The following is a 19,691-nucleotide window of genomic DNA, read 5'->3' on the forward strand; positions in this document are numbered from 1 at the left end:
TTACTTTCCTTTTGGCCATGTAACACTGCAGTTGTCGCAAGATGGAATTATTGCATCTGCTGGGATATCATCTTTTCGCCAAACATCTCTAGGTCTTAATGCTTCAGTAAACTTAATCTTTGAGGGATTGGAACCCTGCCTAATAAGCTGATCCGCTGCTGATACCTCTGCGCATGCTCCAGCCTTGTTTTTACAAAAACTTGTAAACTCTCCTATCTTAACGCCCAGCTGCTTTTCTATGTAGCTGACTGTCGTCGGATGTAATGAATCTGCTGTAATATTTGCATTACTATTACCTACGGCTGTTTTACCTGTAGAAGAATCATAAGCTCCGATCATTGTTGCATTTTTAGAAGCCTGACTTTTAGAAGAAAACATATTTATTTCATTAATAAGCTCTTTCTGAGCTTTATTAGCAAATACCTGTTCTTCTTTAGTCAAGTAATCCGCAAACTTCGAAGATTCATTTCCTTTCTGATTTGCTTCTAAATTCTTTCTAATCGTATCTTCTACTACATTAGGTGAAGGTTTACCAGTTAATGAGCTTTCATTTGGTTTAACATTTGGCTTAGCAACATCTTTTCCAAACTGTTTTACTAATGCGCCTGAGTTTGCAACTGCAGACGTACCACCAAGCAAATAAATCGAACCAACATACATTCCCGCGCGTGAGCGAGCTTCTTCATCTGTATACCCAAAGTTTTTAAACGCTTTAGTATAAGATTCCAATAGATTATATGCTTGCTGTGCTTCCGGTGAAGTCGAATTCAATAGCCTTTCAATTTCTTGATAACCAGCCTGCGCTGTTTTTGGATTTTGATACGTCAAACTGACGTAGGTATCTATCGTTTTGAATGCATCTTTTCTAGCAGCGGTACATTCAGGTGAAACACCGCCTGCACAGGCATCAAGTAATCTTTGTGTTGTTTCTGTATCTTTAATTCGCAGCTCAGCGAGTTTCTGTTGCTCGACCTCAGTGATCTTACCTTGCTTCTCTTTTAGCTCCAGTGACGTCTTCTGGCGGTGCTCTGAGTCGCTAAGATAGTTATTCTCAACCGCATTTTTCCCAGCTTGCGAGCCAGTAATTGCACCGGCCATATCACCGGTAGTCAGTCCACCAGCAAGACCTGCTGCCAATTGGCTTAGTGCACTGACTTGCTGTTTCTCACTCTCGGTTAAGTCTGAAACCTTCTTGCCTGGGAAGAGGGTGTTTAAGATAACATGAGCGGACAGTTCACCGCTACCAGCACCTAATCCACCTGCAACGGCAGATTGGTTATTTAGCTCAGCGACCACGGCACCTAATACTGCATGCGCCATGGCATTCGCGGCTTTATTATCTTCGCCAACCTGCTGTTTTATCAATGTTGCTAAGTACGGTGACGAGGCATTCGCCAATGCACCGGCTAAATTATCACCTGCCAGCCCTTGCAGTAATCCTGTCACCGCTTGGGCGGCTTTTTGGAAGTCGCTGCCCGTGCCGTATTGTGCCATGGCATTGTTGTAGGCTTGGTCTTTAATGGCTTGCTCGGTTGGTGTTTTACCCGCCGTTTCTAGTTGTTTTTTGGCGATGGCTAACGCATCGGGGTCTTTTTGTGCTTTTAGACCCGCAATATCCCCTTCGGTGCGGATGATATCCATCGCCTGATTACCGATTTCACCAATCAACTGGGCTTGTTTTAAGCGGTTTTGCTCTTTTTCTTTATCGAATATCGGGTTAATACTGCCGTTATTGGCGTGCTCAGTATCACGGTTGAGCTCGTTAACATCCTGTTTTTGTTTGTCTTCATTGCGAACAATGACAGTGCCTTCACTGACCGCCGATTGCGTGGTGCCTTCGGCGTGGCCACTGTTATTGGCATTAGAGAGTAACCCGCCTGCGGCATTGGTGAGAAGTTGGCCTCCAATTGGGCCACCCGTTCCCATCGAACCGCCCGTGTGCTCTGCGGTAAAGTCGGCTTTGTTGTCGATATCTTTCCAGCCTAATGTGCCCGTATCAAGGCGGTTTTTATCTTTTTCCGCAGTGGAGGCAATCACCGCACCATCAAGCTGAGTGTGCTCTTTGACGTTGACATCAAAGCCGCCTTTGCCGGCAAAAATACCGGTTTGCTCTTTCACACTGTCGTAGTTACTGTGTATCTTGTTCTTGCTGGCACTGATATTGATGTTTGGCGTACCACCTATCGTGTAACCGCCACCGACGCTGACCTCTTGCTGTTTGGCGTCATAGCGGTCACTGTCTTGCTCACTTTGTAAAGTGAGGTCACGACCGACATTGATGGTGACTTGTTCACCACTAACTTGAGCGCCTTTGAGGGTGGTATCTTGTCCACTGTTTAAGGTGAGTTTATTACCTGCATCCAGAGTGGTTTCAGTGTGGGTGAGGCCATTGCCTTTTTCATGGCCTTTACCTTGGTTGACGGAGGCTGAGATATTGACCCCGTAGCCACCTGCACCCACGCCTACGCCAACCCCGACACTGCTACCTTTACTGCTGTTTTGGCTGGTAGTTTGCTCGGTGTTTTGGGCAGAAACAAGGTTGATATCTTGCGTGGCAGACAGTGATAAGTCTTTACCCGCTTTGAGTTCACTGCCGACGACTGTGATATTACCGCTGTCTGGGTTGCTGTCTTTATTTTTACCCGTTGCGGTAATCGACAGATTTTGTCCGGCATTTAAGGTACTGCCTTGGGATTGGCGACTGTCGGTATGGGTTTCGCTTTTCGACGATTGGCTGCCGTAAGACACGCTGACACCAACTGTATTGGTGGCGCCTTCTTGATAGTCTTTATCGCCCGGTTTGAGGTTGTCGGCAAGGTTGTGCGCATTGGCTGCATCGGTTTTCAGCCCATCTAACTCAACCGCTTGCTGAGCTTGGACGCCGGATAATACTGCCTTGGTGTTTTGCAGAGCACTTAAACGACCGTCACTTTCTTTGCGAGCTTGTTGTGCGGTGCTGACGGCAGTATTGAGGGCGCTACCTGCACTGCCAGAGAGTGCAACACTAAACCCACTTTGTTTGGTTTCAAAGGTTTCAGTGTGAGTCCGTTCATCATAGCCTGGGTCGATTTGGACGCTGTCACCGGTGAGGTTTAAGTCTTTTTGGGCAATCAGGTCAGCGCCACCCACATGCAGTTTGTTGCCAGCGGTGATGTTGACATTACCTTGTGTGCTGCCAATAGTGCTGACACTTTGGCTTTGGGTGGTACCTTTTTCATCCACTTCATGGCGGGAGGATTGTTTACCCACCGTAAAACCGATCCCCCCATCACTAAAGAGACCACTGCGTTTTTTCTCTTCTAATAAATAATGAGAATCTGTTTCTGTGGCCGCTGTAATAGAGACGTTATTACCTGCGTGTAATGACACATCATTTTCAGCAACAACCGAAGAGCCTGTAACTTGAATATCTTTACCCGCTTGAATATTGACTAGCTCTCCACTGACGACGCTACCTTGCTCTCGTGTCACATGATCATTTTGGAGAGTATGAGTCTGACTAGAACTTAAAAATCCTTTACTCTTTGAATGTTCTTCTAAAAACTCCGTATGGGTTTCTGTCGCGGTATTGAGATTAATATTTTGTGTGGCGCTTAAATCAACAGCCCCTTTTTCACTGTGTAAAGTGCTACCTGTTAAATTAATATCACCCTCACGGGCGGTAATCGCAACACCTTGCTGTCCGCTAAAGGTACTTCCAACCACGTTTTCTTGGGCAGTATCCACAAGACGACTGTAACTTTTACGTCCTCCGCCTGAATGCTGATAGTCACTGTCTTCAACCTGTTGGGTGACGGATTGGATATCTACATCTTGAGCACGAACGGTGGTTTTACCTTCGGTGCTATTTACTTGAGCACCTTGTGCTGTCAAGGTATGCCCCACATTTAGGCTGACGCCTTTATCGCCACTCAGTGTACTTAATTGCAAACGCTCTTCTTCACGAGTATTGCTCACAGAGGTGCTTTTACTATTGGCATCAAGGTGGCTTTTGGTTGTGGTACTATCAGCGAGGATATTGAGGTTCTCGCCTGCATTTACGGTCAGTTGTTGATCCGTTTTGACTTGACTGCCTTGCAGTGTGACATCTTTCCCCGCGGTGAGATTAAGGTTACCGCCGGCGTTCAACTCGCTTCCTTGTGCACGTTGCCATTCACCACTGAGATGTGCAAGGCGATGTTCACCTGGTTCTTCTATAAAATTTTCAGTCCGACTACCCATTGAACCCGATATCACATCAAATTCACCAGAATGGGTACTTTTTGCTGTAGTAATAGTTAAATTATCACGTGCATTTAGATTAATGTCTTTTAAGGCATCCAGTTTTGCCCCTTGCAGTTGAATATTATGCCCTTGTAAGGTGATATCTGTTCCACTCATTGTGGCTTGACGCAAGGCATCTTGTAGGTTGGTGCTTAAATGAATGCTATCGGCTTGAACTGTGATATTTTGTGCATGAATATCTCCGCCTTGATGTGTGAATTGGTTGGCCTCAATCTCTAGTCCTTTATTCGCCAATAGTTGCCCTGCATTATCAATGCTTTCTGCGGAAAGATGTAAATTATTACCGCTAACGAGTGCGCCATGGCTTAATAAATCTAACGTTTTATTCGCTAAATAAACTTTTGGTACCAATACCGTTTGAGGGCCTTGGGCGGTTTCTACCGTTTCGCTGACTAACCAAACAATATCTTGTTCTAATGCTGCAATTTGTTCAGGCGTTAAGGCCACGCCAGGACGTAACTGAAAATCACTCGCGACTTTCACACCATTGTTCATAAGATATTGATACTGTGCCATGGCATCGCCTTCATAAAGTGAAGGGCGCCCCGTCAGTTTTAATACTTGCTCACGCACAAGACGTTGTTCGTAGAACCCATCCCCTAAGCGTTTATGCACTTGCGCCGGATCATAACCTACACGATCGAGTAAATAGTCACTGCTAATAAATTTATTACGGTTGGTAAAGCGTTCATCAGTGACAATTAAAAACGGATTATCAGGGGATAAATTTTGTCGAAAGAGGCCGTTATCAGGAAGTTCGGTGATCACATTGCCTAAATGTTGTTTTTCAGTCAGTGCGATTTCAGAAGGTAAAAGCGGACGCGTTAAGGGGGAGGTCGCATCGGTCAGGGGTACATCTGTTTTATCACTGGTTTTTATTTCGGTATTGACGGTTTGTTTCTCCACTCCATCAATATTAAATCCCAGCGGATTACGCTCGAACTCAGCGCGCTCTGCCTTAACTGCGTTTAATGCGGCTTCAATTTCATTAATTTGTGCCGCATTCACCGTGGTATTAGTGATCGATGTTCCGTTGATCGCCACATCGCCATTACCTGAAATAATACTATCAATGGTGGCTAATGCGATGGTTTCATCGTTATCAAAACTTGGATACCAATGTTTAGTATCCTTATCATAGTGATCAACAATATACTCTCGACGGCGTTCATTAATGGAATAGGCGTTATTCTCTATTTTAGCTTTTCCATCAATGGATTGATTTCCCATTGAGGTGATCACACTGGCATCATTAAGCAATAGTCCTGAAATATTAAGGTTCATATTGCCACCTGAAAGGATACGTGCGCCAACTCCTTCAGAAATCAATTTATCCCGAGTCAATGATCCTGAGACTGTTCGTTCACGGAAATTACTATAATCGCTTATGAATTTTAAATCATAACTACTGACATGGATCTCTGGATCCCATTGCTCAATTCGAGGCTGGCCCGTAAATTCTCGCCATACTGTATTATGATAAGGAGTAGGTACACCACCTATCTGTTCAAATCCTGTCGTCTGATAAAAAGTCATATTATAGGTGCCGTCACTATTTGGGATCAGTGATTCGTAATGCACCCATAAGCGCATTGGTGTGTTGTCATTGATGTTTTTAACTAGGACTTGCACCTTTTTGTTAGAAGCATCAATAGCGGTTAATGTGCCGTATTTATTATTAATTGCCTCATTATCATCATTAAATGTTAACTTCTGAGTGGTCGGCGCAAAAGGGGTAGCGTCGGTAATCACATTTGAATTATAAGAACGCCAAAAATAATGGTAACGATGCCAACGATAATCCTTTTTCTCAGCATCTCGCTCAATCTCTAGTCCTTCACGTAAATTACGAAGTTGATCAGCTTTAATAGCCACATCGCCTTCAGCTTCAATAAAACTGGCTTTATTTTCAATCTCTGGGCTGGTAAGCGATAATTTATCACCACTATAAATCAAGGCTCCGTTATGATTTATCAGGTTATTGTTCGCGGTTAAATCGAGTGATTGCGTCATCGCAATAACGGCATTTTTACTGTTGTTATCGATTGATTGTGCGTGAATAACCGCATTATCGCCCATAATAGCGGCGGTATTATCTAGACTTGTGAGATTAAACGTAAAATCATCGGCTTCAAGGCGACCGCGGTTTTTTAATAAGCCTGTATTGAAATTTAATGTACGGCTGACTAACGAACCTGAGTTGATCACATTTTGGCTTTTTATCGTCAGTGAAGCAGGTAATAACCAGTCAGCTAAATTCGTAAATACACCAGAAATAGAAAGGGAAACGGATTGATTGCTACTTAATATATCGCCATTACGTTGAGTATGATCTTGTTTTGCGGTAAGCGTTAAAGCATTTTGGCTTTGTAACGTGCCTCCTTGGTTATTGAAAGTCTGAGTATTAAGTGTGAGTTTATCACCACTTTGAATAACGCCACGCTGATTCAATAATATTAAGGTCGAGGCAAGAGGGGCGTCTTTCGCATTTATCGCAATCGCCCCATTAGCTAAAATATGACCTTTTTGGTTATCTAGTGACGTTAGATTATCTAAGGTCAATGCGCCATGGCTCTGTAAATAGCCTTGGGTATTATCGATATTTTTTGCTGAAATCACATTTTGCGTCGTGCCCCAAATTAAACCATTATCACGGTTATTAAGGTTAGTCGTGATGAGATTTAAACCCGCTTGGCTACTTAAAACACCTTGATTGTGATTATCTAATTGCGTTGTATTGATAGTCAGTGATTGTGTTGAAACCAGTTGACCTTGTTGATTTTGCAGTGTGTCTGCTGTTACGGTTAACCCCTGACCGCTGTGTATTTTACCGCTCTGGTTATTGATTCGCTCAAGGTGGTAATCACTGTTTTGTTGGCTAATCAACAGACCTTGGTCATTATCAAGCTGTGTGGCGTTGACAGTAAGTTCACTTTGGCTACTGATATGACCTTGATGATTTTGAATATCTGAGGCTTGGATGGTCTGATGTTGGTTACTTCTTATTTTACCTGACGTGTTATCCAATAAGTTAGATAAACGCAAATTAATAGCCTGTAGGCCGTCGATTAATCCTGATTGATTTTGCAGTGATTGGGCAGTTAAGGCGAGGTTATCCCCACTTTGGATATTACCTTGTTGGTTATTCAGCTCATTTTTGACAACAAGTTGCATCTGCTTTTGACTATACAGTAACCCTTTTTGTGAGTTATCAATATTCAAAGCGAATAGTTTTAATGTATTCCCCGCTAACCACTGACCTTCATTGTTTTTGATGAGATCTGTTGATTGATTAGAATGAAGACCTTGAGAATAAATTTCTTTTTGTGCGCTGATTTTACCTTGGGTGTTATCAATGCTATTTGCAATATGCAATATAATATTATTACTTGATTGGAAAAGGCCTTTCTCATTATTAAAGGTATTTGTTGTTAAATGTGCGTCTTTTTGACTCTGGATTTGCCCCATTTGATTATTGAATATATTTGTTTTTGCAGACCAAGATCCTAGACTTCCCATCCAACCAGATTCATTTAGAATATCGTTCGCATTTAAATTCTGTGAATATTGACCAAAAAGACGACCATTACGATTATCTAACTGATTAATTAATTGAATATCCAAATTATTTAATGCGTTTATTTCTCCTTGTGTATTAATCAGATTGTTCGTTTTAATCAAAGTGTTTTCATTACTGGTCAGCTTACCGTCTTGATTGAGCAAATCGCCTCTTAATAAGAGTTGTAATGTTTTTTGACTAAATATATTACCTTGCTGTTGATTCGCTAATTGACCGCCATTTAGCGTTAAGGTGCCATTACTCTGTACTTTACCGTTGCGGTTATTAAATTGGCTCGATCCCGTACCTTGCCAATACAAAGCGTTTTGTGCGGCTATTTTTCCCAGTGTATTAATAACATTATGTGTTGTACTGAAAACTAACTCACCACCTGATTGTAATTGTCCTTTTGTATTATCAATGTTTTTTGCGCTGACAGTCATTGATAAACCTGCTTGTGTAACACCTTGTTGGTTGTCCCAATCACGTTGTGTTGTGGCTATGAACTTCTGACCAGCTTCAACTAGACCTTGTCTGTTATTAATAGTTTGATTTGACGTTATATCAAGATCCTTAGTGGCAATAATATTGCCTTGCTGATTATTTAATTTATCAGCAGTGATTGTTAATAATTCCGCATTTATTTCACCTTGCATGTTATCAAGTTTATTTTTGCTATTTATTGTAAATTGTTGGCCTGCAACAATTTTTCCTTGTTCGTTGTGTATGTTTTCTAATGCGACAGTGGAATTTTCACTACTTTGCAAAATACCTTTCTGATTATGAATATCACCCTGCCCAGATACAGTAAGAGTATTATTCGTGAGCAGTTTACCGCGGGTATTATTCAGTAAATTATTAAGGGCGATAGTGAGTTTATCTTGGCCAATTATTTTACCTTCAATATTATTTATTGTATCAGCCTGAATATTGACATTTTTAGCGCTCACATTGCCTTTTTCTGAATATAATGCATTGGTTGTGAGTAAAATGTCTTTTCCAGCCAACAGTTGGCCTTTGTTATTATCAATTTCTTTCGCATGAATATTTGATTGTGTCTCACTTTGCACCGTCCCTTGTTGGCTGTTAACCAAATTTTGCGTAGCGAGAGTGAGTTTATCACCTGAACCAATAAAACCGTTGGCATTATTCACTTGCTGCTGAGCCACAATATCGAGGGTTGTTTGGCTAATCAGTTTACCCAGTGCATTATTGAGATTGTCCGTGGTGACAGCAACTTGCTGGCTATTAATTGTCCCCGATTGGTTGTTCAGCGATTTGCCTGCTTGCAGGTTGACGGCATTTCCCGCCACAAGGTTACCTGCGCTATTATCAATTTGCTCTTTGGCATTCAAAGCCAGTTTAGTTTGGCTTTTAATGGTGCCCGATTGATTATCAATTGAGTTTGCGGTAAGAGTTAAATCGCCATTTGCCCCAACTTCACCTTGTTGATTATTAATGCTATTTTTTATCTGCCAATCTTGTTGGCTTTTGCTTAACGCAACTAATCGGCCTGCTTGGTTATTCAGTGAATCGGCATTGAGCTTAAGGCGGTGGGTTTCAATCGCACCGCCTTGATTATTTAGTTGCCCTTTGAGGGAAAATTGGCTCTCATTCTGCCCTGTTTGTACCCAAGTTCCATTTTGATTAAACAGGTTATTGGCGTTGATATTCCATTGTTGGGCTTGAATTTGAATTTGCTGAGTATGAATATCACGTACACTACTGAGTTTGGCATCACTCACATCAATTTTTGCTTGAGTAAGGGCGATATCCCCTTGTTTAGATGTCAGCGCCAAGTTTGATGCCGCGATTTGTGTTTGGCTTAAATCCAGTGATTTTGCTGTTGCAGTGATATTTTGCTTACTTAGCAATGTGCCACGAGTATCAATTTTTCCCTCACTGGTTAATATGATATTGGCGTTATTAATAATCTTACTTTTATTATCACTGCCCGCGAGCACGTTACCTTGACTGTGGATATCGCCTTTCGCATTGATATTAACGTCTTTGAGGGCAGCAAGTGTCCCCGAGTTGTCCACTGAACCTGTTTGACTTTCTACGTTTAAGACGCCACCACTGTGTAATTTACCTTGATGTATAAGGTTGTCTTTGGCTAATAAGGTAATATCCCCGTTGGCTTGGGTAACGGCTTCTTGTGTTTTTGCTGATTGCCAGACTAACTGCCCATTACTTTTCACCGTTAAGGTTTTATCCGCTTGTATGTGCCCACCTTGATTGCGAACGCCCACACCTTTTTCGGTGCCCACCATGTGGATATAACCGCTGTACATACCACCCATTTGGCCCATGTCGATGGCAAATTCAGGTTGTGCAGTTTGGCTCTTTATCGGAGTGGCTTTATTTTGCGTATCGACCTTATTTTTACCCGCAACGATCGCTATTTTTTCTTTCGCCCACACACCAGAATTGATTTCAACGGCACGGGCGAGCAGATCAACATACTGCGTATCGTGGCGACTATCGGCATTTAATCCTCCACCTTCAACACGAATAACCCCGCGTTCTACTTGATATCCTGCAAGGCTACCGTCTTGATTAAATTGGGGTTTCCCTGTGGTAAGGGTCATACGACCTGCATTGATAGTGCCACAGCCATTACAAATAATTCCCGATGGGTTAGCGACAATCACTTGCGCTTTACCGCCTGCAACTTCCAGAAAGCCTTTAATTTGGCTTGGGTTATTGCTGTTGACTTCATTCAGAATCACGCGCGCAGGAGCTTTGTTTGGGTCAAGATTCGGGTTACCTTGGATCATCCCTGCGGTTTGTGTTGAAGTCATCACCGCCGAGTTATTGAGAATGGCGCCACGGTTATCGACATCAAATTGTTTATATTGGTTATGAGAAATACCGGAGCCATTTGGTGCCGCAATATTGACTTGTGGAAGCCCATTTTGCGTATTGATCACCTCCGGGCGTTGGTTTTGTGGTGCATTGTTATCGGCAATAATGCTGCTCGCCATGGCTGAGGTACCCCACAAGGCTAACCACAGCAGTAATGAGGTGCGGCGTAGAGTGACCCATAGACGATTACCATTTACGCCTCGTGTTTGGCCTGAATCGGTGCTACAGCTTTTCGCCAGTTCCGATACAACACGTAATTCCCCATGAGTGCGGCTAAAAATTAAACGATAACAATGCTTATTCATAATAGAGTTCCTTCAAAAAACAGGGCAAACATGGGTAAAACTAAAAATGTCTATCGGCTATCAAATTAATGGCGATTAAATTTCAAGGTTGAGGCTAAAACCTGCCGTCGCTCCTGACGTATCGAATTTTTTCGGCTTATATAATGGCACGCCAACAAACAGGTCATAGCTCAAACGAGAGAAGAGTGAGCCACGAAGTCCTAATGCGGTACCGGCAAGTTGATGTCCCACAAGGTATTGGGTACTTTGGCCTTCAACACGCCCGTAATCAGCGGCTAAATACAGTTCTTGCCCTTTAGAAAAAACATTCCATGCCAGTTCGTTGCGCCATAACAGGCCTTTTTCACCCGACAGTACTTGCTCTCCGTCAAAACCACGCACGGTATAGCGTCCGCCAATGGACATGCGCTCTTGTGGTGTTAGGGCATGCTGAGTCCATTGACCCCGTAAAGTGGTATTCCAGCGCCAAGACTGTTCGCCCAACGTGAAGGGTTGATTGAAACTGATGTCCCCAAGAAAAATGCCCACGCGGGCACTGCCGCTGTGGGTATCTTCTTCAGGGGCACGGCGTGCGCCGTAGGCGCCTGTACCGCGACGCCAGTTAATATTGGCATCGAGTGTGGCATTGCCTAAGAAGCTGCGCTGATTAAGGCCGATTTCCCACCCTGCGGTACGGCGGCGTTGTTGTTCAATATCAATGTCATTAACGGCGTTACTGGCGGTTTTTCGGTAAGTACGCAGATTAAGGGTGGTTTTGTGGATTTGGTCGCGAAACAGTAACCGTGATAGGGTAAATTGTGCGGTATCGCTCTTACCGCTATAACGTAACACTTCGTTGGCATTGGGAATATTCTGGTGATAATTATATTCATTGTAATTGGCGGCAAAGCCCCAATTGCCAATAGGAATGAAATAGTTCAGGGTGTAAGAACGGTTACCAAAAGGGCCTTTATCAAACAAGTCTTTACTGATATTGGCGTAAAACATATCGTTTTGGGCAAACGGCGCATCAATGGCTAGCGTCGCAGAGCCTAAATAGCGCCCGGTGCTTTTTGAGCCACTATCATCAAGACTGAAGCTTAATCGCACAGGACGCTTTTCTTGCCAACTGACCACTAAGTCACTGGTACCATCAATTGGGCCGGGTTCGATACGAATATCGGCAGTGACATTGGGTACGCGTTTAAAGTTTTCTAGCCCTTGCTCAATATCACGCAGATTCAGAATATCGCCTGAGGCAGCAGGAATGGCATTCCATAAACGCCCACGCCATGAAGTGCCTTCATCAAAACGAATGGCATTAATCCGTCCCGGTTGAAGCGTGAGGACTAACTCACCTTGGTTCAAATCTTGCTCTTGTGCCATCACGCGGGTGGTGACATAACCTTTTTCTAAAATGGCATTTTGGACTTTATTGAGGACTAACAAAATCCCTTGGCTACCCAAGCACTGGCCTTTGGCGTCGTTAACGGCTTTTAATGCCCATTGAAAATCGGCAGCGGACTCACCGTCAAGACGGATAGTGGAAATGGTAAAGCAGGGTTGTTCATTTTGCGGATAATCAGGCAGCGTTAAATCAGGCTGTTGAATACGCGTATCCACAACGGGGTTGTTCTGCTGTTGTAACATGCGCTCTCGTTCTTGCTGGCGTTGTTGCTCGCGGGCATCGATAGAGAGTGCTTGATTGACGGGATCAGCCAATAAGGGGACAGAGATAAAATATAAGCTGAGTAAGCTCCATTTTAATAAACGATGTTGTTTGTCAGTATGATGTGATGTAAGGGAGAATTGTTTTTCTTGCATATTTTTGCCTAATTCATCAATCAATAATTGCATGTGTCTAACTCAATGAATTAAGGCGATGTCAGTAATGAAATATAGATCCGGACATCCTTACTAATGCAGTCACAAATCCGTTGTTACGCAGGTTAAATATAAGTTTAGGGTACGGAATTTAGCGATTAGTTGACTTTCATTGAGAATATTATCTTAAGTCAAATTTGGTGCTGATGTTTACATAAACTGACAAATGAGGCAATAAGTTAAAATCGCATTTTGGATAAATAAGATTTAATACCAATTTGTAAATCATTAATAGACATTTTCTAGTGATTTAAAATGATTTTTTTTATTTTCACGGGATTTAAATTTGATAAAGATTAAATTAATTATGGTTTGTTATAATTATAAATAATAACCTTTTTAGAACCTCTGATTATTATTCAAAAATGATTAAATATTAATCATATATATTAGTATAGTAAGGTATTTAATTTTGTCAGATGAAAGATTGTAATATTAAAAAGCTTATTTTAGTGATATTTAGACGTGAAGTAGTCAAACTATTTGCTGAATAATACGACACAACGAGGGCTGATTATAGAGTGGAGTATTGAATGTCAATCAATTTTTATAACAAATCTAAATAAATTAATATAAAAATATAAATAAAAGAATAGCAATTATATTGATTTTAATTTTTACTATTGTGCTATATTTATATAAAAAGAATGAGCTTTAAAAGGAATATTATGTCTCGTAAAATTAAAAATATACTTATCTCCATTTTTTTAGTATTTGTGGCCTTGGGGTTTTATCTCAATAAAAATCAAATCCAACCACAGTCAAAGCCAAATGGTTATAGCTATTATCAAAAAGGTGACTATAAAGAGGCGTTTAATTATTTTTCACAACATGCGGAAAGTGATCCGCAAGCAGCATTTAGTTTAGCAATGATGTATTGGGATGGCATAGGGGTTGATAAAAATGCCTTAGCTTCACAAAAATGGTTAATAAAATCAGCAAACTTACAAAATAGAAATGCACTTTATAATTTAGGATATTTACGTAACAAAGGATTAATCCAAAGTCCTACTGATGATGCTCAAGGATTAACGTCATTAACTAAAGCTGCTGATTTAGGCTCTTCAATAGCGAAAGATTTTTTACATGACCTTAATTTTCCTGTGATTTATTATGATCAAAAAGAATATACGCTACTCCCTATTTATGGTGAGCAATCTTGGTCTGAAAAAAAAAGAACACTTGAAGAATTAGAAAAATTAGCAGAAGAAGGTAATAAAGAAGCTGTATATCAATATTTAGAGAATAAGGATTCAGTAAAACAATCAAAAAAGACTAAAAATATGATACGTCCTTTTATTGAAGAAAAAGATCCTAAAATGATGTATTTAAAATATAAGTTAATAAGTCAAGATATTAACTTACTTTTTGATTCAGCATATTTGAACTATCCTGAGGCAACATATCTTCTGTATCAAATCTACAAGGGTGATAAGAAAAACTATCCCCTTCAAGAAAATTCTTTTTTAGCTAATATATATTTAAAAAAATCTGCTGATTTAGCGCATCATGATGGATTAATTAAAATAATAGAGAAATTAAATAATAGTGATACATTATCATCAAATTATTTTAGAAACTTGCTTGAAAAATATATTAATACATTATTATTGAAATATCCAAACTCTCCACAAGCCATGCTAGCGCTCGCTAATGTCTATTTAAAACCAAATAGTAGTTTTTATAATTTTGAAAAAGCACTTAAGCTGGTAGAGAGAGCATATAACATACAGCCATCTCCTGAAAGCAAATTATTATTGGCTAAATTATATTCTAATAGTGAGGGGGTTCATCAGAATATTAGAAAAGCAGTTAGTTTTCTGAAAGAAAACATAACTAATGATAAATTGACAGGTAAAAGCCAAAGAGAATTAGTAAAAATATATTTTGATTTTGGTGCTTCTGATTATCTTAAAAAAGAAGAGATTGTGAATATTTTAAGAGAGAGTGTAATTAAAAATAAATCAGCTGGTACATTTAATCAAAACTATAGCTTAGCTCATTTTTATGCAGATCTTCTTTTAGAAGAAGATGTCGCCAATAATGAAGAATATGCTTTTTCATTATATCAAAAAGCACGAGGTTATGCCTATGAAGCTACTTTTCATCAAGCAATTGCGACTATTAAATATAAAAATATAATAGATGATCAAGCTCTTATTAATATTGTTTCAGAATTGAAAGATGATTTAGAAAGCAGAAGGTTGACCGAAAAAAAACGACAGGAAGGATATAGTATTCTTTTCCGATATGGAATGGATTCACAGTATGTAATTGATTTTATTGTGGAACGTTCGCTATATGATGATAAAATAAGAAAGGCTATTCAACCATTATTAAGTCAAAATACAAATCTTGCATTTCAATATACAATAAAGAATATAATACATGAGAACTCAGCTAACAATATTAATGAAGATAATTTAAAAAAATATTATAAGGATATATTTAAATTAGCTGAAATAGGTTCTATTGATGCAATTAAATTTATTATTACAAAAGAGTATAAAGATAAGAATGCTCGCGATGAAATTTATCAAGACTATTCTTTTGATAAGTTAACTAATATCACTATTAAGGAGCGTTTGGCTTGGCGAAGAAAATGTGCAGATTTAGGTGATTTTATTTGCTTAAAAGAATTGGCTATAATTTATCGAGACGGTAAAGAGGGGGTTAGAAAGAACATTGCTAAAGCATCTGAATATGAACGACGTATTAGCATCAATTCGTCTAACTTTGAATTAGAATCAGAAAAATATGAAATAGATAGAAGATGGAAGGAAAAAAGAGATAATACACTTGATTATTTACTAAACCAAAAAGAGAGTAGTAAACAACAACTAGAATTAGCAAGATTTTATAGTATTGAAGATAGTGGAAGAAGTTTAATTTATGCCAAAAAAGCATATGATTTAGGAAATAAAGAAGCGGCTGAGTTAATTTATTGGTACTATATGCAAAATATCTGTGAAGATAAAGATAATATCAATAAAGCAGACTACTATCTTAAAGAATGGCTAACAACAGGAGAAGAACCTAGTAAATACAGCTCTTCTAATGAATACAAATATTCTAGTATTAGTATCATTGCTGATTATTATTTAGAGTCACCGTGTTTAGTTGAACGAAACCTTGATAAGGCTATTGAGTGGTATCAATTATCGTTAGATTATCCATATGAAATAAATGATTTTTTGTATTCTGAATTAAATAATATGTATACTAATGCACCAAAATACATAAGTAAGGATCCTTTCGTGAATGTGTATTTATCTACACTAAAAAATCATAACGATTATATTTTAGATATGAATATTCGATTAGGAAAAATGAATTTTGCAATATCTTCTTTTGACAAACTTTATGAATCACTTCTACTCAAAGGTGATGTGAAAGAAGCATATTATTATGGTTTACTATTAAATTATGATGTGAATAATGTCGCTATGTTTTATTCTTTATCTGACATTGAGCGTAAAAATATTGAATATCGTGTTGCTGATTATTTAAAAGAAATACAAAAATAATTTTATGTTATATGAGAAGTCCTTAATTATATTAAATTTTGAGGGGTTCTTATTGATAGCAAAAGATAATCACAATATAAATTTTAATTATATTGTGATTATCAATTACTTTAAAATTAGACACCAAAATTAAAAGTGAGAACAGCCTCCCCGATAAAATCTAAACCATTAGATAAATCTATTCCTTTTTTACTTAATTCATCTCTAGATAAAATAAAGGTTTGAGTAGGATTACTTTCAATTCCCTGTCTGAAATTTGCTTGGAAAATTTCACCTGAAATTAGAGCCAGAGAGCCTTTATCAACCGATTCTGTCTGTTGTTTTGATGTCCAACCATTGGTTGGCCCTTTATATAGGACATTATAGTAGTTAGTCCCTGTGATAGCAGCATCGTTTGCTCGTGAAATATACGCAGGTTTGCCATCAACAGTCACATTATCCCATACAAAATAAGCTGCTCCAACCGCAGTTTCAGGATTTGCTTTATCTACTAAATGAAACCAGTCTGACGTATTATTAACGCTTAATTCTGTATTATCATAAGTATCAGACGCAACAAAGGTTAAATATGTTTTTGCATCACATTCAACTGTAACTGTATTTTGAACCATACTGGCAGGATAAGAATAAATTTTCGATTGAGGGATAAGTGTTGGGCTTATGACTCCGTAATCGAAAATTACATCACTTTGTGTTGCTCCATTAATAGTACAAGTTGGGGGCTTAATATCACCGTTGATTTTTAAGTTAGCTACAGGGGATTTAGCCAACACTGGCGTAGATATTATCGCCAGCATAGTAAGGCTAAGTAATAATTTTTTCATATCATTATTCCTTTTTAGAGGATAAATAACAAAGCAATATTATATAATACACCTTTTGTTTATTTAATGATATCTGAATATATTTTTAATATATCTAATTTAGACTTTCTTAAACTGAGTTTATTTTAATGTCTAATATTATCTAAAAGAGATAATTAAAAATAGACCTTTTATATCGCTAATAGCTATTTTATTTTTTTTCAAGTGCATTTGTGTGCAGATTATTGTCAGAGCAATCAAGCTATAAGGTGAGAATACGTGAAATGGAATAAGCATAGAAAGTGAAAAAAGAACGCAGGAGAAAATCTTAAAATGATGTTTGTTAACAGTTATTGAAAATATTATCTTACTAAAAATAGCGGGAATGATTCTTTTTTAGAATGCTTTTCTTTACTTTGTTTTTATTTTAGTTTTTATATGGAATAATGATTTTTATTCTTATTGTTAGAGATAAAAATCAATAATAATCATATAATAAATAATATATAGATGGTTCTATCTGTCATTATGCTTGGTGGTGAAAATTGAAAACGATAACTATTAAAATCAGTCTTTTTGTTTTGTCACTGTTTTTCCCTCTCCTAACAAAAGCACTTGTTATTCCAGATAATGGAACGGGGTATATAGGTGAATTAACGCCTCCTCAATCATATATGTCACTTCGTAGTAGTGGTAATTACTATGGAGCGGCTGTAGGTGTTAATAATGTTGTAGATTATTGTAGTAAAAACAGTGCGCAATGGCAGAATTTTTTATTCCCATTCCCAGGAAGTCAAGAGGGGGAGTACGGATTAAAATTATATAATAAAAACGTAAGTGAAGAGGAAAATAGGGAAAATTATTTAGTTGCAGCTATCAATGGAATAGTATCTATCGATGCGTTGTATTATCAGAATGGATTACCTTCCCCGACAAGAATTACCCTGCGTCGAGGAAAAGAAATTTCTAGAACAGAGGAATATTCTAATCAATTTGTCTATCGTCACCCAATGTGCTGGTATGGTAATTTATCACGTGTAAGTAATACTAGCTTGAGAATAAGCTCTTATTCTATTTATGCAGTAGGCCATGTTAAACCCGGTATTTACGATTTTGTAGCTCCAATATATTTTACTACAGCTCAAACAGCAACCTCAGGCGGGGCTAATCCAGATCTATCTTCAGTTCCTTTTTCATTTGGTAATGGTCCTATTCACGTCTTAAAAACATGTAATGTTTCTCCTGCTAGCTCAACAAATATACAATTTGCCGCTCAACTAGCACAAAATTTTAAGTCAGCCAAGTTACTTGAGCAAAGTGTCGCTAGTATGCTTGTCTCTTGCCCTCATTCAGGAAATATGTACGTGACATTAAAACCCTATAATGAGCTAGTCAATGCAAGTAAAACGGGGATGACAATGTCTCCCAATATCCCTTTGAAAGATAAAGAAGTCGCACCTTATATCACGGTATCTGATGCAGCTAAAAAAATAACTAATGCAGTATGTAATAACAATTCTGCCGAGGCCTTAGAGTTTTATGCAGGACAATCTTTGGGAAAATATAATGGGGGAACTGTTTATAAGTCATTATCATTCAACCTTTGTGCCAATGGAAATATACCTACGAATACTTATAAAGGAAGTATTGATGTATCGTTCCTGATTGAATGATGTGCTAATTTGATATTCAGAACATTGATAGCGTACTAAGTACTGTTAAGTACTGTTAAATTTTTAACGTAAAAGATAATCACAATATAAAAATTAATGATATTGTGATTATCAATTACTTTAAAATTAGACACCAAAGTTAAAAGTGAGAACAGCTTCTCCCATAAAATCTAAACCATTAGATAAATCTATTCCTTTTTTACTTAATTCATCTCTAGATAAAATAAAAGTACTCATTGTCATTCCTTGTCTAAAACTTGCTTGGAAAATTTCACCTGAAATTAGAGCCAAGGCGTTTTTATCAACGCTTGTTTGTTTTTCTGATGTCCAACCATTGGTTGGCCCTTTATATAGGGCGTTATTGTAGCTGGTTCCTGTAATAGACACATCGTTTGCTCGTGAAATATATGCAGGTTTGCTATCGACAGTCACATTATCCCATGCGAAGAAAGCCGCACCAACTGCGGTTTCAGGATTTGCTTTATCAACTAAATGAAACCAGCCTGATGTATTATTAACACTTAATTCTGTATCAGCATAAGTGTCAGATGCAGTAAATGTTAAATATGTTTTTGCATCACATTCAATCGTAACTGTATTTTGAACTCCAATGTCAGAATAAGAGTAGACAGTCGATTGAGGGATAAGTGTTGGGCTTATGACTCCGTAATCAAAAATAACATCACGCTGTGTCGCCCCATTAACAGTACAAGTTGGTGGCTTAATATCACCGTTGATTTTTAAGTTAGCTACAGGGGATTTAGCCAACACTGGCGTAGATATTATCGCCAGCATAGTAAGGCTAAGTA

The 19,691-nt window shown here is 38.6% G+C and carries 6 protein-coding genes; 2 read left to right on the forward strand and 4 right to left on the reverse strand.

What is annotated here, in order from left to right:
• Positions 1 to 11,016, reverse strand: coding sequence for a hemagglutinin repeat-containing protein (locus ACYUCW_RS15415; protein ID WP_460408967.1), 11,016 nt, complete (start codon positions 11,014 to 11,016; stop codon positions 1 to 3).
• A 75-nt stretch (positions 11,017 to 11,091) separates the two neighbouring features.
• The gene (locus ACYUCW_RS15420; protein ID WP_226889021.1) at positions 11,092 to 12,852 is read right to left on the reverse strand and encodes a ShlB/FhaC/HecB family hemolysin secretion/activation protein; all 1,761 of its coding nucleotides are present in this window, start codon (positions 12,850 to 12,852) and stop codon (positions 11,092 to 11,094) included.
• Between the two features lie 695 nt (positions 12,853 to 13,547).
• Between ACYUCW_RS15420 and ACYUCW_RS15425 the strand changes: the two genes are divergently transcribed.
• Entirely contained in the window at positions 13,548 to 16,406 is a 2,859-nt protein-coding gene (locus ACYUCW_RS15425) for a tetratricopeptide repeat protein (protein WP_460408969.1), read from the forward strand.
• Positions 16,407 to 16,522: 116 nt separating this feature from the next.
• Here the strand turns inward: ACYUCW_RS15425 and ACYUCW_RS15430 are convergent, their stop codons facing one another.
• Positions 16,523 to 17,230: a hypothetical protein gene (locus tag ACYUCW_RS15430; protein ID WP_004243947.1), complete on the reverse strand. Its 708-nt coding sequence runs from the start codon at positions 17,228 to 17,230 to the stop codon at positions 16,523 to 16,525.
• A 524-nt stretch (positions 17,231 to 17,754) separates the two neighbouring features.
• Here ACYUCW_RS15430 and ACYUCW_RS15435 point away from each other — a divergent pair.
• Positions 17,755 to 18,882: a hypothetical protein gene (locus tag ACYUCW_RS15435; RefSeq protein ID WP_012368157.1), complete on the forward strand. Its 1,128-nt coding sequence runs from the start codon at positions 17,755 to 17,757 to the stop codon at positions 18,880 to 18,882.
• Positions 18,883 to 19,008: 126 nt separating this feature from the next.
• Here the strand turns inward: ACYUCW_RS15435 and ACYUCW_RS15440 are convergent.
• Positions 19,009 to 19,691: DUF1120 domain-containing protein (locus ACYUCW_RS15440; RefSeq protein WP_460408971.1), on the reverse strand; the 683-nt coding region annotated here is incomplete at its 5' end.

It is taken from the genome of Proteus sp. MB838, from assembly GCF_054767435.1.

What these genes read in the sequence shown, in the direction of transcription:
- ACYUCW_RS15415 (WP_460408967.1), bottom strand. Translation starts at nt 11,016, where the DNA reads ATGAATAAGCATTGTTATCGTTTAATTTTTAGCCGCACTCATGGGGAA.
- ACYUCW_RS15420 (WP_226889021.1), bottom strand. Translation starts at nt 12,852, where the DNA reads ATGCAATTATTGATTGATGAATTAGGCAAAAATATGCAAGAAAAACAA.
- ACYUCW_RS15425 (WP_460408969.1), top strand. Translation starts at nt 13,548, where the DNA reads ATGTCTCGTAAAATTAAAAATATACTTATCTCCATTTTTTTAGTATTT.
- ACYUCW_RS15430 (WP_004243947.1), bottom strand. Translation starts at nt 17,230, where the DNA reads ATGAAAAAATTATTACTTAGCCTTACTATGCTGGCGATAATATCTACG.